The sequence below is a fragment of the uncultured Kocuria sp. genome (genome assembly GCF_947500125.1).
Lineage (GTDB): Bacteria > Actinomycetota > Actinomycetes > Actinomycetales > Micrococcaceae > Kocuria.
On the sequence record NZ_CANMRA010000033.1, the window covers coordinates 1 to 17,289 of the forward strand.

Genomic DNA, 17,289 nt, shown 5'->3' on the forward strand with positions numbered 1-17,289 from the left:
CGGAGCGCGCCGGGCACCGGCGGGGACGGGGCCGGCGCAGGGCGCGCCGAGGCGGGCCCGTGGGCGGATCAGGGGCGGGCCGTGGCGGAGCCCGGGCCCGCGGAGGCGTTCGACGTGGACGCGGTCGAGGCGCCCGCGGCGGCGTCCGAGGCCGGTGCTGCCGGGCCGCCGGAGAGATAGCTCCAGATCCCGTCCTCGAGCTCCTGCTGGCACTGCGCCGCCCCGGAGAGCGTGAGGGTGCCGGCGACGCACTCCTGGTAGGCCTCGGCCACGGGCCACAGGGCCAGACGGGCGCCGCCGGTGAGCAGGCTCAGCGTGCCCAGCACGATCGCGGCGACCGCGCTCACCACCAGCAGCCGGCGCTGGTCCGTCCCGCGGGAGCGCACGAGGGCCGTGATCCCCAGCCCGATCCCGGCGGCCGCCAGCACGACCCCGGCCACGGTGGGCCACAGGCCGGAACCGACGAGCACCAGCGCGACCGCCGCGCACACCAGCCCGCCTCCTGCCGTACGGGTCGCGGCGGCGCGTCGTGCGTCCGCGGGGGCTGCCTCGGGGCTCGGGCGGGGAGGGGTCATGCCCTTCACTCTAGGGCACCCCGGGCACCGGTCCCCGCCCGCCCGACTAGACTCGACGGCATGCGCATCGTGGTCATGGTCTCCGGCTCCGGCACCAATCTGCAGGCGGTCCTCGACGCCGTCCGGGAGGGCCGGATCGACGTCGAGATCGCCGCCGTGGGCGCCGACAAGCCCTGCACCGGGCTGGACCGGGCCCAGCAGGCCGGGGTCGAGACATTCGTCGTCCGGCCCGGCGACCACCCGGACCGCACGCGGTGGAACCGCGCCCTGCAGGAGGCCGTGGCCGCCCGGGAGCCGGACCGGATCGTCTTCGCGGGGTTCATGCGGATCGTGGACGCCGAGTTCGTCGAGGCGTTCGCGGGCCGGATCATCAACACCCACCCGTCCCTGCTGCCGTCCTTCCCGGGGGCGCACGCGGTGCGGGACGCCCTCGCGCAGGGCGTCAAGGTCACCGGCGTCACCGTCCACGAGGTCGTCGCCGACGTCGACGCCGGTCCGATCCTGGCGCAGGCGGCGGTGCCCGTGGAGGACGGGGACACCGAGGCGCAGCTGCACGAGCGGATCAAGGCCGCCGAGCGCGAGCTGCTCGTGCGGACGCTCGGCGCGACCGCCCGGCGCGGAGCCCTGCACGACGCCCGGTGAGCGGGCCCGGCGGAGGTCCGTAAAATGGTTCCCGGCGGATCCCGCCGGCAACCACGACCTCGAACGCTTGGAGAACCTGTGAGCCCCATCCAGCCCGACCGCGTGCCCATCAAGAGGGCACTGGTGTCCGTCTACGACAAGACCGGGCTGGAGGGCCTCGCCACGGGTCTGCACCGGGCCGGCGTCGCGATCGTCTCCACCGGCTCGACCGCGCAGCGCATCGCCGCCCTGGGCGTTCCGGTGACGGAGGTCGCGGACGTCACCGGGTTCCAGGAGTGCCTGGAGGGCCGGGTGAAGACCCTGCACCCGCGGGTGCACGCGGGCATCCTCGCGGACCGCCGGAAGCAGGACCACATGGACCAGCTCGCGGAGCTGGAGATCGAGCCGTTCGACCTCGTGGTCGTGAACCTCTACCCGTTCGTGGACACCGTGCGCTCCGGCGCCGGCCAGGACGAGGTCGTGGAGCAGATCGACATCGGCGGGCCCTCCATGGTCCGGGCCGCCGCGAAGAACCACGCGGCCGTGTCCGTGGTCGTGGACCCGGCCGGCTATGACGCCGTCGTCGAGGCCGCGGCCTCGGGCGGCTTCGACCTGCGGGCGCGCCGCCGGCTGGCCGCCGCGGCGTTCGCGCACACCGCCGCCTACGACACCGCGGTGGCGACGTGGACGGCGCAGCAGTTCGAGCGGGACGAGGACGCCAACTTCTGGCCGCCCTACGCCGGCCTGGCCCTGCAGCGCTCGGCCTCCCTGCGCTACGGCGAGAACCCGCACCAGAAGGGCGCGCTCTACGTGGACGAGGCCGCGGCCCCCGGCATCGCCCAGGCCGACCAGCTGCACGGCAAGGAGATGTCCTACAACAACTACGTGGACGCCGACGCCGCGCTGCGCGCCGCCTACGACTTCGACGAGCCGGCCGTGGCCGTCGTCAAGCACAACAACCCGTGCGGGCTCGCCGTGGCCACCCCCGGCGCCGAGGACCCGATCGCCGACGCCCACCGCAAGGCCCACGCGTGCGACCCGCTCTCCGCCTACGGCGGCGTGATCGCCGCCAACCGGACCGTGACCCGGGCCATGGCCGAGACCGTCAAGGACATCTTCACCGAGGTCGTCGTGGCCCCCGGCTTCGAGCCCGGGGCCCTGGAGATCCTGCAGGCGAAGAAGAACATCCGCCTGCTCGAGCTGCCCGAGGGCTTCGAGCGGGACGTCCTCGAGTACCGGCAGGTCTCCGGCGGCGCCCTGCTGCAGGTCTCGGACCGGCTCGACGCCCCGGGCGACGACCCCGCGGGCTGGACCCTCGCCGCGGGGGCGCCGGCGGACGAGCGGACGCTCGCCGACCTCGCCTTCGCGTGGAAGGCGCTGCGGGCCGTGAAGTCCAACGCGATCCTGCTCGCCGACCACGGCGCGTCCGTGGGCATCGGCATGGGCCAGGTCAACCGCGTGGACTCCTGCCGGCTCTCGGTGGAGCGGGCCAACGCCCTCGGCGAGGACGGCGCCGAGCGCGCCCGCGGCGCCGTCGCGGCCTCGGACGCGTTCTTCCCGTTCGCGGACGGTCTGCAGGTGCTCCTGGACGCCGGCGTGCGCGCCGTGGTCCAGCCCGGCGGCTCCATCCGGGACGAGGAGGTCGTGGCCGCGGCCGAGGCCGCCGGCGTGACGATGTACGTCACCGGGGCGCGGCACTTCTTCCACTGATCCGCGCGCCCGGCCGAGCGGAGCCGGCGGCGCGGCACACGGCAACGGCCGCACCCCTCGACGGGGGTGCGGCCGTTGCCGTGCGTGCCGCTCGCGCCGGTCCGTGCGGTCGGCGGGCGCGCTCAGCTCATGCGCGCTCGGCTCATGCGCTCAGTGCGGAGAGGACCCGGTTGAACGTCTCGGAGGGACGCATCACCGCGAACGTCTTGGCGTCGTCCGGGCGGTAGTAGCCCCCGATGTCGGCGGGCCGGCCCTGCACGGAGAGCAGCTCCTCGTTGATGGCGTCCTCGTTGTCGGCCAGCTGCTGCGCCACGGAGGCGAAGGCCTGGGCCAGCTCGGTGTCCTCGTCCTGGCGCGCCAGCTCCTGGGCCCAGTACAGGGCCAGGTAGAAGTGGCTGCCGCGGTTGTCGATCTCGCCGGCCTTCCGGCTCGGGGACTTGTTCTCCTCGAGGAACGTGCCCGTGGCCCGGTCCAGGGTCTCGCCGAGGATCCGGGCGCGGGCGTTGTCGGCGGTCGAGGCGAGGTGGTCGAGGCTCGCGGCCAGGGCGAGGAACTCGCCGAGGCTGTCCCAGCGCAGGTGGTTCTCCTCGACCAGCTGCTGGACGTGCTTCGGCGCGGACCCGCCGGCCCCGGTCTCGAACAGCCCGCCGCCGTTGATGAGGGGGACCACGGAGAGCATCTTCGCGGAGGTGCCCAGCTCCAGGATCGGGAACAGGTCCGTCAGGTAGTCGCGCAGCACGTTGCCGGTGACCGAGATGGTGTCCTCGCCGCGGCGGATCCGCTCGATCGAGAACGCGGTGGCCTCCTCGGGGGACATGATCTCGATCTGCAGGCCCTCGGTGTCGTGCTCGGTCAGGTACTGCTCGACCTTCGCGATGAGGTTGGTGTCGTGGGCGCGGGTGCGGTCCAGCCAGAACACGGCCGGCGTCGAGGAGGCCCGGGCGCGGGTCACGGCGAGCTTGACCCAGTCCCGGATCGCGACGTCCTTGGTCTGGCACGCGCGCCAGATGTCGCCGGGGGAGACCTCGTGCTCGATGAGCACGGCGCCGGAGGAGTCGACGACCTGGACCGTCCCCTTCGCGGGGATCTCGAAGGTCTTGTCGTGGGAGCCGTACTCTTCGGCCTTCATCGCCATGAGACCGACGTTCGGCACCGAGCCCATGGTGGTCGGGTCGAAGGCGCCGTTGGCGCGGCAGTCGTCGATGACCACCTGGTAGACCCCGGCGTAGGAGCTGTCCGGCAGCACCGCGAGGGTGTCGGCCTCCTCGCCCTCGGGGCCCCACATGTGCCCGGAGGTGCGGATCATGGCCGGCATGGACGCGTCGACGATGACGTCGGAGGGCACGTGCAGGTTCGTGATGCCCTTGTCGGAGTTCACCATGGCGAGCTTCGGGCCCTCGGCGAGACCCTTGTCGATCGCGGCCCGCACGTCGTCGCGCACGTCGGCCGGCAGGGCGTCGAGGCCGTTGAGGATCGCGGCGAGACCGTTGTCGGAGGTCAGGCCGGCCTCCTCGAGGGCTGCGCCGTGGGCGGCGAAGAGCTCCGGGAAGAAGGCCTCGATCACGTGGCCGAAGATGATCGGGTCGGAGACCTTCATCATGGTGGCCTTCAGGTGCACCGAGAGCAGGACGTCCTCCCGCTTGGCGCGCTCGACCTGCTCCGCGAGGAACGCGTCGAGGGCCTCGGCCCGCATCACGGTGCCGTCGACGACCTCGCCGGCCAGCACGGGGATGGACTCCTTGAGCACCGTGGTGCTGCCGTCCTCACCGACCAGCCGGATCGTGAGGGCGTCGTCGTCCTCCATGACCACGGACTTCTCGTTGTCCCGGAAGTCGTCGGCGCCCATGGTGGCGACGTTGGTCTTCGACTCCGCCGTCCACTCGCCCATCCGGTGCGGGTTCTTGCGGACGTAGTTCTTCACCGAGGCCGGGGCGCGGCGGTCCGAGTTGCCCTCGCGCAGCACCGGGTTGACGGCGGAGCCCTTGATCTTGTCGTAGCGGGCCCGGGTCTCCTTCTCCTCCTCGGAGCGCGGCTCGTCCGGGTAGTCCGGGAGGTCGACGCCCTGCTCCTGCAGCTCCTTGACCGCGGCCTTCAGCTGCGGGACGGAGGCGGAGATGTTGGGGAGCTTGATGATGTTGGCCTCGGGCTTCTTGGCCAGCTCGCCGAGCTCCGCGAGGGCGTCGTCGACCCTCTGGTCCTCGGGCAGGCGGTCGTTGAAGGCCGCGAGGATGCGGCCGGCCAGGGAGATGTCGCGGGTCTCCACCTCGACGCCGGCGGTCGAGGCGTAGGCCTCGATGATCGGCTTGAACGAGTAGGTGGCGAGCAGGGGCGCCTCGTCGGTGCGGGTGTAGATGATCTTGGCCATGTGCGGGCTGTCTCCCAGGATGTCGTCGGATCGGTGGTGTTGCTTCCTGGTGCCAAGATACCCGAGGCGGCGCCCCGCCCGCTGGCCGGCCGGAGGGCGCGGGCGGGGCGGGGACGACGGCGGGCCCGTTCCCCCCTCGGGGGAACGGGCCCGTGGCCGGGGCGCCGGCCGGCGCGGGGCCGCTGCCGGCGGGGAGGGGCTCAGCCCTCCGTGGGCTGGGTGGACTCGGCGCCGTTGACGAGCTCGCCCTCGCCGATCACGCGGTCGCCGGAGTCCTCCCGGCCCTCGCCCAGGGCCTGCTGCTGCTCGCCCTGGCCGGAGACCACCTGGATCTTGCGCGGCTTGGCCTGCGCCGAGACGGGGATCGTCACCGTGAGCACGCCGTTGTCGTAGTTCGCGGCGATGCCCTGGATGTCGATGCCCTGGCCCAGGTTGAGCTGGCGCACGAACGAGGAGCTCTGCCGCTCCCGGGTGATCCACTGGACGTCCTGCACCTCGGGCAGCTTCCGCTCCGCCCGGATGGTCAGCAGCTGACCGTCGACGTCGACGTCGACGCTCTCGGGGTCGATGCCGGGCAGGTCCGCCCGCAGGATGTACTGGTCGCCGTCCCGGTACAGGTCCATGGGCATCTCGCGCAGGCCCTGCCGGGCGAACAGCGAGGCGGCGAGCCGGTCGAAATCGTTGAACGGGGTGAACATCGTGGCCATGTCAATCATCTCCTCAACCATGTGAGCAATGTCTTCGACATTTAGTTGAGTCGGATCAACTCAACTGTTGTCCATGATAGGTCCGCCCCCGGGGGTCTTCAACAGGTCGGGGTCCGCATCGCCCAGGGCGAACCGCCCGTCAGTGGGCGTCGTGGGGATACCGCACCCCGATCCGCTCCCGCACCCGGTCGAAGAGCTCCACGAGCTCGAGGGAGTCGGCCCACGGCATGACGGGGGACTCGAGCAGTCCCCGCTGCACGCAGCGCGTGGCCTCGCGCATCTCGAAGACGTATCCCGCGCCCGGCACGTCCACGTGCGCCACGACGGGCGCGGCGCCGCCGCGGGCGCCCGCGGCGGTCTGCAGAACCAGGGTGGTGGGGCAGTTGATCCGGCCGTCGACGCGCAGCCAGCCCTCCGTGCCGCTGATCGTCACCTGGTGGGGGACCGTGGAGGACAGGGTGCCGCTCACGTGCGCCCGGCCGTGCCCGAAGTCCAGGGTCAGGGCGGTGTCCAGGTCCACGTCCGTGGCGCCGAGCTCGGCGCGGGCGCTCCAGCGCTCCGGGGTCCCCAGCACGGCGGAGGTCCAGGTCAGGGGATAGACCATCATGTCCAGCAGCACCCCGCCGCCGTCGGCCCGCCGGAACAGCCGGTGGGCCGGGTCGAGTGGCCGGTGCATGCCGATGGATCCCTCGACCGAGCGCACCCGGCCGAGCCGGCCCTCCTGGATCCAGCGCATCGCCGTGCGGAAGCCCGGGGTCATGCGGGTCCAGACGGCCTCCATGAGGAAGACGCCGTGCTCGCGCGCCAGGCGGAGCAGGTCCCGCACCTCCGCCGCGGTCATGGCGAGGGCCTTCTCGCACACCACGTGCTTGCCGGCCCGCAGCAGCGCCGAGACGTCCCGGTGGTGGTAGCCGTGCGGCGTGGCCACGTAGACGATCTCCACGTCCGGGTCGGCCGCGAGACGGTCCAGGCCCGTGGTCGTGGCGGTGCCGCCGTAGGCCCGCGCCACCCCGTGCCGGCGGGCGAAGTCCTCGGCGCGCTCCTGGTCCCGCGAGCTCACGGCGACGAGCCGGGCGTCGGGCAGCGCCGCGATGTCCGGCACCACCTTCTCCGCGATGTCGGCGGTGCTGACCACGCCCCACCCGAGCGTGCGGCCCGTCGCGGTGCCGGGGTCGTCCAGGTGGGCGGCGTCGAGGGAGGCGGCGACGAACGGGCTGAGGGTCTGGGCAGGCATGGGCGCATTCTGCCATGCCCCGCGCCCCGCGCCCGGGCCTCCGTCTCCACCGCCCGGTGCCTCGCGTCCGCCGCCCATCCGGTGCCGCGCGCCCCGTGCCGCCCAACTCGGACTCCGATCGAACGACCGTTCGTGGCGTAGGCTGGTGCCGTGCCCCGGGTGAGCCAGCAGTACAAGGACGAGCGTCGCCGCGAGATCGTGGCCGCCGCCAGCGAGTGCTTCCTCGAGCACGGCTTCGAGGGGGCGTCGATGCACCGCATCATCGCCGCCACGGGGCTGTCCGCGGGAGCGCTGTACAACCACTTCCCGAGCAAGCAGGAGCTCGTCGCGGCGTCCGCCCGCGCGGCCCTGGACCGGGTCCTGGCGGCCGCGGAGGACGAGCCCGGCACCGATCCCGCGGCGTGGGTCGTGGGGCTGCTGGAGCGGCTGGCCGCCGACCCCGCCACCACCCGCCTGCTGCTCATCACGTGGGGCGGGGCGGTGAGCGACCCCGGTCTGGCCGCGCTGGCCGGAGAGCACCTGGGGCGCGTGCGCGACCGGGTCGAGGAGCGCTACGGGCGGTGGGCGGTCGAGGAGCTGGGGCTCGAGGCGGGCGCGGCCCGGGAGTGGGCCGGGATGTTCGCCCAGGCCATCCTCTCGGTGCTGCAGGGCTGGGTGGTGCAGTCGTGCCTGCTGCCCGGCTTCGACCACGGCGCATACCTTGACTACGCCCGCACCCTCGCGGCGCAGTGACCCGGCGCCGTGACCGAGGGCCGCGACCACGGGCAGTGACCCGGCGCGGGGCGCGGGTCAGGCGTTGAGCCGGCGGTGCTCGGCGGAGAGCTGCACGTAGGTCCGCGCGTTGGCGCGGACCTTCTCCTGCTCGTCCTGCGTGAGCTCGCGCCGGACCTTGGCCGGCACCCCGGCCACCAGGGACCGGGGCGGCACCACGGTGCCCTCGAGGACGACGGCGCCCGCGGCGATCAGCGAGCCCGTGCCGATCACGGCGCCGCTGAGCACGGTCGCGTTCATCCCGATCAGGACCTCGTCCTCCACGGTGCACCCGTGCACCACGGCGCCGTGGCCGACGCTCACGTCCGCGCCGATCGTGCAGGAGTGACCGGGGTCGGAGTGGACCACCACGTTGTCCTGCAGGTTCGACCGTGCGCCCAGCCGGACGGGGGAGCGGTCCCCGCGCACCACGGCACCGTAGAAGACCCCTGACTCCGGTGCCAGCTCAACGTCGCCCACCACCGTGGCGGTCGGGGCCACGAAGGCGGAGGAGGCGATGCGGGGCTCGTGCCCCGCGTGCGGGAGGACCAGGCCGGGCGTCGTGGAGTGTTCCGTCGTGGAGTGTTCCATGGGCCCAGCCTAGCGGCGCCGCCCCCGCCCGCGGCTCAGACGCCCTGCCGGGTGACGGCGGGCCGCGCGGAGCGCTGGTGCCCGTGCTGGAGGGCCACCCGGATCTTCTGGCCGCCCTTGAGCACGTACTCCGCGCCGTGCACGTGGATCGTGACGTCGTCCGCGCGGCGGGAGGCGCCCTCGAGCTCCAGGACGTGGTGGTCGATGCAGACCCGGATCACCTGCCCGCGGTACAGCACGGTGAAGGTGACCGACTCCAGCTGGCTCGGCAGGGCCGGGTCGAACTCGAGCCACCCGCCCCGCACGCGCAGCCCCGCGTAGGCGCGGGTCACGACGTCGACCGAGCCGGCCATGGCACCCAGGTGGATGCCCTCGCCGGTGGTCCCGCCCTGGGTGTCGTCGAGGTCCACCAGCAGGGCGTCCTGGAAGGACGACCACGAGCGGTCCGGGTGCAGCCACGCGAGCACCGAGGCATTGACCACCCGGGAGAGGGAGGAGCCGTGCGAGGAGCGCGCGATGTAGAAGTCGACGGTGCGCTCGATGGCGGCGTGGTCCACCTCGTAGCCCATCCGGCCGAGCTCCTCCACGAGTCCGTCGGGACCGAAGAGGTAGACCAGCATGATCGTGTCGGCCTGCTTGGCCAGCTTGTAGTTGTTGGTCATGTCGCCCTCGTTCTCCAGCAGGAGGTCGAGGCGGCCGATGTTGCGGTACTTGGTCCGGTAGTACTCCCAGTCCAGCTCGTCGAGGTCGTCGTAGCCGTGGAACTGGCTGATGGTGCCGTCCGAGTTGAACGGCACGAACATCCGCTCGGCCATCCGCTGCCAGGTCCCGACCTCCTCGGCCGAGAGGTCGAAGCGGGCGGAGAGCTCCTCGCGCTGGTGCTCCACCATGTCGTGGAAGATGTGGGCACTGTGCCGGAACAGCCAGGCCGCCAGGACGTTCGTGTAGGCGTTGTCCTTCAGCCCGCCGCCGTGCTGGCCGCGCGGGCCGTCGTGGTACTCGTCCGGGCCCATGACGCCGGCGATGTGGTAGCGGCCGTCCGCGGGGTCGTAGTCGGTGAGGGACGCGAACAGGCGGGTGATCCCGATGATCAGCTCCGAGCCCTGGCCCGCCAGCCAGTCCAGGTCGCCGGTGGTCTCGTAGTAGATCCAGGCGTTGTAGGCGATCGCGAGGCCCACGTGGAACTGGCGCCACGAGTTGTCCGGCAGCCACCGGTTGGAGTGGTGGTTGAACAGCTCCGGCGGGGTCTCCTCCCGGCCGTCCGAGCCGGACTGCCACGGGAACGCCGCGCCTTCGAGCCCGAACTCGGTGGCCCGGTGCTTCGCCATGGGCAGCCGGCGCCACCGGTAGGAGAGCAGCGCACGGGTCACCTGCGGCTGGTGCAGGTTGACGACCGGGAGGATGTAGAGCTCGTCCCAGAAGATGTGCCCCCGGTAGCCCTCTCCGTGCAGGCCGCGGGCCGGGACGCCGGCGTCGCGCAGGGACATGTGCGGCGCCAGCGTCTGGGCCACGTGGAACAGGTGCACCCGCAGCGCCAGCTGGGTGAGGCACAGCTCCGCGGTGTTGTCCTCCGGGTCCGGGCACACGTCCACGTCGAAGCGGTCCCACAGCAGCGACCACTCGATCTCGTGGGAGGGCAGCAGGCCCCGGACGCCGCTGGGGTTGCGGTCCAGCTCCGCGAGGGCGCCCTCACGGGGCGAGCCGATCGCCGCGTCGCGGCTCGTGACCACCGCCGTGGTCGAGTCGATGATCACCGGCCGGCCGTCGGCGATGTTGACCTGGTGGCGGCGGAACTCGGTGCCGCCGGGGCGGATCTCGCGGCGCTCCCGGACGTTCTGGCCGCCCTCGATGGTGGTGCGCTGGGCCGTGGTGATCTCGATCTTGGACTGGGTGGTGCGCACGTGGGAGAGCAGGGTCTCGTGGTCGTCGGGCAGGGACGTCGACTCGAGGTCCACGAGGTGGTGGTCGTTGAGGTCCTGGTACTCGGCGACCCCGTTGTTGCGCACGCTGGGGTCGATGCCCGTGCGCAGGTGCAGCCGCCCCGAGAACCCCCGGGCGGTCACCGTGGTCTCCTGCGCCCCCAGGTGGCGGAAGCGCAGCGACACGAGGCGGCGCTGGACGATCTCCAGCTGGGCACGGGCCCCGTCCTCGCCACGGTCGCCGTTGAGGTCGGTGAGGGTGAGGGACCGGATGAGCAGGCCGCGGCGCAGATCCAGCTCCGTGCGCTCGTCGGACGGGCTCAGCCCGCCCTCCGACCACCAGTCGCCGCCGGAGACGCGCAGGTCCAGGTGGGTCCAGTTGGGGGCGTTGACCATGGACTCGTGCTCGACGTCGCGGCCGCTCAGGTGGCTCACCACCCGGTTGAAGATGCCGGCCAGGTAGTTGCCGGGGTAGTGCACCCCGTTGTCGGGGAACTCGCAGGCGGAGCCGCGCACGCCCATGTAGCCGTTCGCCAGCGTCAGCAGGGTCTCCCGCCGGGCCTCGGCGGTCGGGTCGAAGCCCTCGAAGACCAGCTTCCAGGGGTCGTCGCGGCGGGCGCCGAGGTCGAGCTCGCCGACGTCGTTGAGCACGAGCGTGGCCCCTGCCCGGTACAGGTCGTTGCGCTCGCCGTGGCGGCGGATGCCCACCACCATGCCGAAGCCGCCGGCGGCCGCGGCCTGCACCCCGGACACGGCGTCCTCCACCACCACGGACCGGGCCGGGTTCACCCCGAGCATCTTCGCGCAGGTCAGGAACGTGTCGGGGGCCGGCTTGCCGGGGAGCCCGTGCTCGGCGGCGAAGTGGCCGTCCACGATGATGTCGAAGGAGTCCTGCAGCCCGGCCGCCGCCAGCACCGGGACGCTGTTGCGGCTCGCGGTCACGAGGCCCACCGGCACCCCGGCCCCGCGCAGCCGCTCGATGAGCGCCACGGTCCGCTCGAAGACCCGCACGCCCTGGACCTGCAGGGCGTCCTGGAAGTAGGTGTTCTTCAGCACGGCCTGGCCCTGCACGGTCCACGCCCCCGGCGTCTCGTCGCCCTCGGGCAGGCGGGCACCCCGGGCGGCGAGCAGGGAGCGGATCCCGTCCTCGCGCCGTCGCCCGTCCACGTAGTGGCGGTAGTCCGCGTCGGCGTCGAAGGGCCGCCGGTCCACGGTGGTGCCCTCCTCGGCCGGCTCGAGCCGGTCGTCGGCCAGGATCGCGTCGAAGAGGGTCTTCCAGGCCGCCGCGTGCACGGCGGCGGTGTCGGTGACCACCCCGTCCATGTCGAAGATCACGGCCTCGTGGGGGATGCGCAGCTGGTCGACCGCCGGCGAAGGAGCGTCCGCGCCGTGGATGCGCGGCAGGGACGCGGTGAACGGGGCGGTGGGCAGTGCGTTCACGAGAGTTCCTCCGGAAGGTGGGTGCGGTTTCCGTGGCCCCCGGAACCGCACGGAGAAACCCCAGCACACGGCACGCGACGGACCCCGGACGCGGCGTTGCGGTTTGGCACTGGAGCGGAGACGGCCGTCCGTGCCGACGGTTCCTGACCAGTTCATTAAACGGCCCGGGGGCCACAGGGGCAAGCCGCGTCCGCTCAGTGGTCCGCCAGCGGCAGGCGGACGGTGAACCGCGTGCTGCCCGGGACGCTGCTGACGTCGATCCGCCCGTGGTGCGCGTGCACGATCGCCTCCACGATCGAGAGCCCCAGACCCGCGCCCCGGGAGGTCCCGGCGCGGGCGTGGTCCTCCCGGGCGAAGCGGGCGAAGATGTGCTCGAGGAAGTCGGCGCCGATGCCGGGTCCGTCGTCGCCCACCGCGAGCACGGCCTCGCCGCCGGTCCCCGGCCCGCCGGCGGGACCGGTCCCGAGGGACGCCGTGACCGTGGTCCCGGCGGGCGTGTGCTGGTGGGCGTTGGCGAGCAGGTTGATGAGCACCTGGCGCAGCTGGGCCGGGTCGCCCCGGACGAGCACGGGCTCGTCGGGCAGCTCGAGGCGCCAGACGTGGCCGGGCGCCGCGACCCGGAGGTCGCTGACCGTCTCGACCACCAGCTCGAGCAGGTCGACGTCCTCGGTGACCACCGCCCGGCCCTCGTCCAGGCGCGCGAGCAGCAGCAGGTCCTCGACCAGCCCCGTCATCCGCGCCGCCTCGGACTCCACCCGCGACAGGGAGGTGCGGCCCTGCGGGCTCATCGGCTCCGTGAGCCGGATGAGCTCCGCGTAGCCGCGGATGCTGGCCAGGGGGGTGCGCAGCTCGTGGCTGGCATCGGCCACGAAACGGCGCACGCGCGTCTCGCTGCGCTCGCGGGCGGTCAGGGCGTGGCCGACGTTGTCCAGCATCCGCCCGAAGGCGTGGCCGAGCCGGCCCACCTCCGTGTCGGGGTGCGCGGCCGGCGCCACGGCCCCCACGGGCAGGACCACCTCCCCGTGGTCGAGGTCGAGCTCCGAGACACGGGTCGCCACGTCGGAGAGCCGCTCCACGGGGCGCAGGGTGCGCCGGACGACGACGAGCCCGAGCAGCCCCGTGGCGGCGATGGCGCCGGTGGAGATCGCCGCGGTGCTCACCCCGAAGCTGCGCAGGGTGTCCTCCTTGTCGGCCAGCGGCAGGCCGGTCAGCACGAGCCCCCAGTCCCAGGGGTCGTCGACCACCAGCACGCGGTAGCCGCCCACGGCCAGCTCCACGTCCACGGGGCCCCACTGCTCGCCGCCGTCCTCGTCCGACTCCGCGCCGAGCTCCGTCACCAGCTCCCCGATCCGCCGCCGGTCCGCGTCGGTCAGCTCCTGCCGTGTCCCGTCGGCCGCGAAGAGCCCGGCGCGGACCACCTCGCCGTCGACGATCCGGGCGTTGAGGGTCCCCGCGCCCTGCGCGGGGACGTCCATCATGGCCTCGAGCTCCTCCGAGGGCCCGGCGGCGGCCCGGACCCCGTACTCGATCGCGCGGAAGGAGGCGTCCCGGACCTCGCGGTCCAGCTGCTCGCCCAGGGACACGTTGAGGGCCGCGAGGCCCAGGGCGCCCACCGCGGCGCAGGCGACGGTCAGCAGGGCCAGGACCGTCAGCAGCAGCTTGGTGCGCAGCTGCAGCGCCCGGCCCCGGCCGGTCCACCGCGGCCGGGGCCGGGCGCCGGGTCCGGCCGTGCTCATCGGACGGCGCCCACGGGGCCGGGACTCGGAGGGGCGGGGCTCACCGGGGCCGGACTCACGTCGACGGGGCTCACGGGATCGGGGCTCATGGGACAGCACGTCCTCGGTGGGCGCTCACTCGGCCGGTTTGAGGACGTAGCCGGCGCCGCGCACCGTGTGGATCATGGGCGCCCGGCCGGCGTCGACCTTCTTGCGCAGGTACGAGATGTAGAGCTCCACGACGTTGGTCTGGCCGCCGAAGTCGTAGCCCCACACCTGCTCGAGGAGCTGCGGCTTGCTGAGCACCCGGCGCGCGTTCTCCATGAGGCAGCGCAGCAGGTCGAACTGGGTGGCGGTCAGCGTGATCTCGTCGCCGCCGCGGTGGACCTCCCGGGTGTCCGCGTTGAGCACGAGGTCTCCCACGACCAGCTCCGCGGCGTCCGGGTGGGCGATGCCCGCGCGCTGCACCAGGCGGTGCAGCCGCAGCAGGAGCTCCTCCATGTCGAACGGCTTCGTCACGTAGTCGTCCCCGCCCGCGGCGAGGCCGGTGATGCGGTCCTCGGTGCTGTCCTTCGCGGTGAGGAACAGGGCCGGGACGGTGGGGGAGAAGGAGCGGATCCGCTCGAGCACCTCGACCCCCGAGCAGCCCGGGAGCATGACGTCCAGCACCAGCACGTCGGGCCGGAAGCCGCGGGCCTCGACCACCGCGGCGTCGCCGTCGTGGGCGGAGCGCACCTGCCAGCCCAGCATCGACAGGCCCATGGACACCATCTGGGCCAGCAGCGGCTCGTCGTCGACGACGAGGGCGCGCACCGGTGCGCCGTCGGGGTGCCGCAGGCGCGGGAGGTCCACGGCGGTGGGCCGTTGCACGGGCTCGGTCACGGCGGGCTCCCTCCTGGTCCCCGCCGGCGGCGCCGGCGTCCTCGGACCGTCCTCAGCGTAGCGCCGGACCCGCCCCCCGGTCCTTTGCGGACGCACTTCACAGTTCCGGCACAGGAAGCCGATAAGAGCGCCACATCCCCGCCTGCTGGAGTGGACGCAGGAAGCGGGCCCGGGGGGCCCGGACCCGCCGGGCAGGAGCCGGCGGGACGTCACGAGAGGGGAACCACCACCATGCTGCACACCCACCACCCGGTCGGGGAGGCCCGGTCCGCGGCGCCGCCCGAGAGCCCGCGCGCCGGCCGGCGCCTGGTCGGGATCGACGCGGCCCGCGGGCTCGCGCTGCTCGGCATGGTCTCGGTGCACATCCTGCCGTCCTGGGACTCGGAGACCTTCGAGGCCACCGCCCAGTGGACACTGTTCTCCGGCCGGGCCGCCGCCCTGTTCGCGCTGCTGGCGGGGGTGGGGCTGGCCCTCGGCTCGGGCGGGACCCGGGTGCACGAGGGCCCGCGGATGACCGCCGACCGGGCGGGGCTGCTCGTGCGCGCGGTGCTCGTCACCGTGCTGGGGCTGCTGATCAACCAGCTCTCCCCCGAGGACCCGCCCGCCTACAACATCCTGGTGTACTACGGCCTGTTCTTCCTGCTCGCCCTGCCCTTCCTGCACCTGTCCGCGCGCGCCCTGCTCGCCTGGGCGGCGGGGCTCGCCGTGCTCGGACCCGTGCTGGTGCACTCGCTGGGGCCCGTCCTGCCCGGGTTCACCGTCTACAACCCCGGCCTCGCCGAGGTCGTCACCGAGCCGGGCGCCACCCTCGCCCAGCTGCTCGTGACCGGCTCGTACCCGGGGATCACCTACCTCGTCCTCCTCCTGGCCGGCATGGCCCTGGGGCGGCTGGACCTCTCGGCCGCGCGCACGCAGACCGGCCTCCTGATCGGCGGGGCCGCGCTCGCGGCGGGCTCCGCCGTCACCTCCTGGCTGCTGCTGCACCCCCTGGGCGGGATCGACCGGCTGCTCGCCGCGAGTCCCTTCCTGGGCCGGGAGGACGTCCAGGACGTGCTCGTGTACGGGCCGGACCCCGTCCTGCCCACGTCCACCTGGTGGTGGCTGGCCGTGACCGGGCCGCACACCAACACCCCGCTCGCCCTGCTGAGCGGGGTGGGCACCGGGGCCCTCGTGCTGGGCCTGTGCCTCCTGGTGGCCCGCCGGGCCGAGCACGTCCTGCTGCCGCTGGTCGCGGCGGGTTCGATGACCCTGACCCTGTACTCGGCGCACCTGCTCGGCCTCTTCCTGGAGCTGCACTACGAGCAGCCGGTGCTGTGGTTCCTCGTGCACGTCCTGGTGGGCACCGTCTTCGCCGTCCTCTGGCGCCGGACCCGGGGGCGGGGACCTCTCGAACGGGTCGTCGGCCGGTCCGCGCACGCCGGGCGGGACCTGGTGCTGCGCCATCGCCTAAACTCGTAGACGGTCCACCCAGGTCCCCATCTTCAGGAGCGGCATGTCCACGAGCACGTCCCCGTCCGTCACCAACCAGCCCCTCGCCGAGGTCGATCCGGAGATCGCGGCGGCCATCGCCGACGAGCTCGGCCGCCAGCGCGGCACCCTCGAGATGATCGCCTCCGAGAACTTCGCGCCCCGGTCCGTCCTCGAGGCGCAGGGCTCGGTGCTGACGAACAAGTACGCCGAGGGCTACCCCGGGCGCCGCTACTACGGCGGCTGCGAGTTCGTCGACGTCGTCGAGAACCTCGCGCGGGACCGGGCCACGGCCCTGTTCGGCGCCGAGCACGCCAATGTCCAGCCCCACTCCGGCGCCCAGGCCAACACCGCCGTCATGCAGGCGCTCATGACCCCCGGCGACAAGCTGATGGGCCTCTCCCTGGCCCACGGCGGCCACCTCACGCACGGGATGAAGCTCAACGTCTCCGGCAAGCTCTACGAGATCGCCGCCTACGAGGTCGACCCCGACAGCTACACCATCGACATGGACAAGGTGCGGGAGCAGGCCCTGGCCGAGCGCCCGCAGGTCATCGTGGCCGGCTGGTCCGCGTACTCGCGGGAGCTGGACTTCGAGGCCTTCCGCTCGGTCGCGGACGAGGTCGGGGCCAAGCTGTGGGTGGACATGGCCCACTTCGCGGGCCTCGTGGCCGCGGGTCTGCACGCCAACCCCGTGCCGCACGCCCACGTGGTGACCTCCACCGTGCACAAGACCCTCGCGGGGCCCCGCTCCGGGGTGATCCTGACCACGGGCGAGCTCAAGAAGAAGATCGACTCCGCCGTCTTCCCGGGCCAGCAGGGCGGACCGCTCATGCACGCCATCGCTGGCAAGGCCGTGGCCTTCAAGATCGCGGGCACCGAGGAGTTCCGCGACCGCCAGGAGCGCACCGTCGAGGGCGCCCGCATCCTCGCCGAGCGCCTCGGCGCCGACGACGTCGCCCAGGCCGGGGTGTCGGTGCTGACCGGCGGCACCGACGTGCACCTGGTCCTCGTGGACCTGCGCCACTCGGAGCTGGACGGCAAGCAGGCCGAGGACCTCCTGCACCAGGCCGGGATCACCGTCAACCGCAACGCCGTGCCGTGGGACCCGCGCCCGCCGATGGTCACCTCCGGGCTGCGGATCGGCACCCCCGCACTGGCCACCCGGGGCTTCGGCGCCCCGCAGTTCGAGGAGGTCGCCGAGATCATCGCGACCGCCCTCAAGCCCGGGGCGGACATCCCCGCCCTCCGGGCCCGCGTGGACCGGCTGGCCGCGGACTTCCCGCTCTACGACGGCCTCGAGGAGTGGTGAG

General features: G+C 73.3%; 13 protein-coding genes. 5 read left to right on the forward strand and 8 right to left on the reverse strand.

Annotated features, from left to right (window positions below):
- Positions 1-68: 68 nt before the first annotated feature.
- Complete coding sequence (locus Q0817_RS16925) at positions 69-575, reverse strand: hypothetical protein (RefSeq protein WP_298590945.1); 507 nt, start codon at positions 573-575, stop codon at positions 69-71.
- Between the two features lie 60 nt (positions 576-635).
- Here Q0817_RS16925 and purN point away from each other — a divergent pair, with 60 nt between their 5' ends.
- Both purN and purH read left to right on the forward strand, forming a co-directional pair.
- Positions 636-1,217 carry a phosphoribosylglycinamide formyltransferase gene (gene purN, locus Q0817_RS16930; RefSeq protein ID WP_298590948.1) on the forward strand — a complete coding sequence of 194 codons (582 nt, stop codon included), beginning with the start codon at positions 636-638 and terminating at the stop codon, positions 1,215-1,217.
- Positions 1,218-1,295: 78 nt separating this feature from the next.
- Positions 1,296-2,906, forward strand: coding sequence for a bifunctional phosphoribosylaminoimidazolecarboxamide formyltransferase/IMP cyclohydrolase (gene purH, locus Q0817_RS16935; RefSeq protein ID WP_298590951.1), 1,611 nt, complete (start codon positions 1,296-1,298; stop codon positions 2,904-2,906).
- A 142-nt stretch (positions 2,907-3,048) separates the two neighbouring features.
- Here the strand turns inward: purH and Q0817_RS16940 are convergent, their stop codons facing one another.
- From Q0817_RS16940 to Q0817_RS16950, 3 genes are all read right to left on the reverse strand, one after another.
- Positions 3,049-5,271: an NADP-dependent isocitrate dehydrogenase gene (locus Q0817_RS16940; RefSeq protein WP_298590954.1), complete on the reverse strand. Its 2,223-nt coding sequence runs from the start codon at positions 5,269-5,271 to the stop codon at positions 3,049-3,051.
- Positions 5,272-5,471: 200 nt separating this feature from the next.
- The gene (locus Q0817_RS16945) at positions 5,472-5,978 is read right to left on the reverse strand and encodes an Hsp20/alpha crystallin family protein (protein WP_298591035.1); all 507 of its coding nucleotides are present in this window, start codon (positions 5,976-5,978) and stop codon (positions 5,472-5,474) included.
- 139 nt (positions 5,979-6,117) lie between these two features.
- Positions 6,118-7,212, reverse strand: a complete 1,095-nt coding sequence (locus Q0817_RS16950; RefSeq protein ID WP_298590958.1) for a Gfo/Idh/MocA family protein — start codon at positions 7,210-7,212, stop codon at positions 6,118-6,120.
- 150 nt (positions 7,213-7,362) lie between these two features.
- On the opposite strand from Q0817_RS16950, the gene Q0817_RS16955 reads away from it, so the two are divergent.
- Positions 7,363-7,944 carry a TetR/AcrR family transcriptional regulator gene (locus Q0817_RS16955; protein ID WP_298590961.1) on the forward strand — a complete coding sequence of 194 codons (582 nt, stop codon included), beginning with the start codon at positions 7,363-7,365 and terminating at the stop codon, positions 7,942-7,944.
- Between the two features lie 57 nt (positions 7,945-8,001).
- Here Q0817_RS16955 and Q0817_RS16960 read toward each other — a convergent pair whose 3' ends face one another.
- From Q0817_RS16960 to Q0817_RS16975, 4 genes are all read right to left on the reverse strand, one after another.
- Positions 8,002-8,553, reverse strand: coding sequence for a gamma carbonic anhydrase family protein (locus tag Q0817_RS16960; protein WP_298590964.1), 552 nt, complete (start codon positions 8,551-8,553; stop codon positions 8,002-8,004).
- Between the two features lie 35 nt (positions 8,554-8,588).
- The gene (locus tag Q0817_RS16965; protein WP_298590967.1) at positions 8,589-11,912 is read right to left on the reverse strand and encodes a beta-phosphoglucomutase family hydrolase; all 3,324 of its coding nucleotides are present in this window, start codon (positions 11,910-11,912) and stop codon (positions 8,589-8,591) included.
- Between the two features lie 194 nt (positions 11,913-12,106).
- On the reverse strand, positions 12,107-13,648 hold the full coding sequence (locus Q0817_RS16970; RefSeq protein ID WP_298590970.1) for a cell wall metabolism sensor histidine kinase WalK: 1,542 nt from the start codon (positions 13,646-13,648) through the stop codon (positions 12,107-12,109).
- A gap of 114 nt (positions 13,649-13,762) precedes the next feature.
- Positions 13,763-14,509, reverse strand: a complete 747-nt coding sequence (locus Q0817_RS16975; RefSeq protein ID WP_298590973.1) for a response regulator transcription factor — start codon at positions 14,507-14,509, stop codon at positions 13,763-13,765.
- Between the two features lie 231 nt (positions 14,510-14,740).
- Here Q0817_RS16975 and Q0817_RS16980 point away from each other — a divergent pair, with 231 nt between their 5' ends.
- Complete coding sequence (locus Q0817_RS16980; protein ID WP_298590976.1) at positions 14,741-15,967, forward strand: heparan-alpha-glucosaminide N-acetyltransferase domain-containing protein; 1,227 nt, start codon at positions 14,741-14,743, stop codon at positions 15,965-15,967.
- 34 nt (positions 15,968-16,001) lie between these two features.
- Complete coding sequence (gene glyA / locus Q0817_RS16985) at positions 16,002-17,288, forward strand: serine hydroxymethyltransferase (protein ID WP_298590979.1); 1,287 nt, start codon at positions 16,002-16,004, stop codon at positions 17,286-17,288.
- Position 17,289 lies beyond the last annotated feature (1 nt).

Excerpts from the sequence above, each read along its gene's own strand:
- Q0817_RS16925 (WP_298590945.1), bottom strand. The coding sequence starts at position 575 with ATGACCCCTCCCCGCCCGAGCCCCGAGGCAGCCCCCGCGGACGCACGA.
- purN (WP_298590948.1), top strand. The coding sequence starts at position 636 with ATGCGCATCGTGGTCATGGTCTCCGGCTCCGGCACCAATCTGCAGGCG.
- Q0817_RS16940 (WP_298590954.1), bottom strand. The coding sequence starts at position 5,271 with ATGGCCAAGATCATCTACACCCGCACCGACGAGGCGCCCCTGCTCGCC.
- Q0817_RS16945 (WP_298591035.1), bottom strand. The coding sequence starts at position 5,978 with ATGGCCACGATGTTCACCCCGTTCAACGATTTCGACCGGCTCGCCGCC.
- Q0817_RS16950 (WP_298590958.1), bottom strand. The coding sequence starts at position 7,212 with ATGCCTGCCCAGACCCTCAGCCCGTTCGTCGCCGCCTCCCTCGACGCC.
- Q0817_RS16960 (WP_298590964.1), bottom strand. The coding sequence starts at position 8,553 with ATGGAACACTCCACGACGGAACACTCCACGACGCCCGGCCTGGTCCTC.
- Q0817_RS16970 (WP_298590970.1), bottom strand. The coding sequence starts at position 13,648 with ATGAGCACGGCCGGACCCGGCGCCCGGCCCCGGCCGCGGTGGACCGGC.
- Q0817_RS16980 (WP_298590976.1), top strand. The coding sequence starts at position 14,741 with ATGCTGCACACCCACCACCCGGTCGGGGAGGCCCGGTCCGCGGCGCCG.
- glyA (WP_298590979.1), top strand. The coding sequence starts at position 16,002 with ATGTCCACGAGCACGTCCCCGTCCGTCACCAACCAGCCCCTCGCCGAG.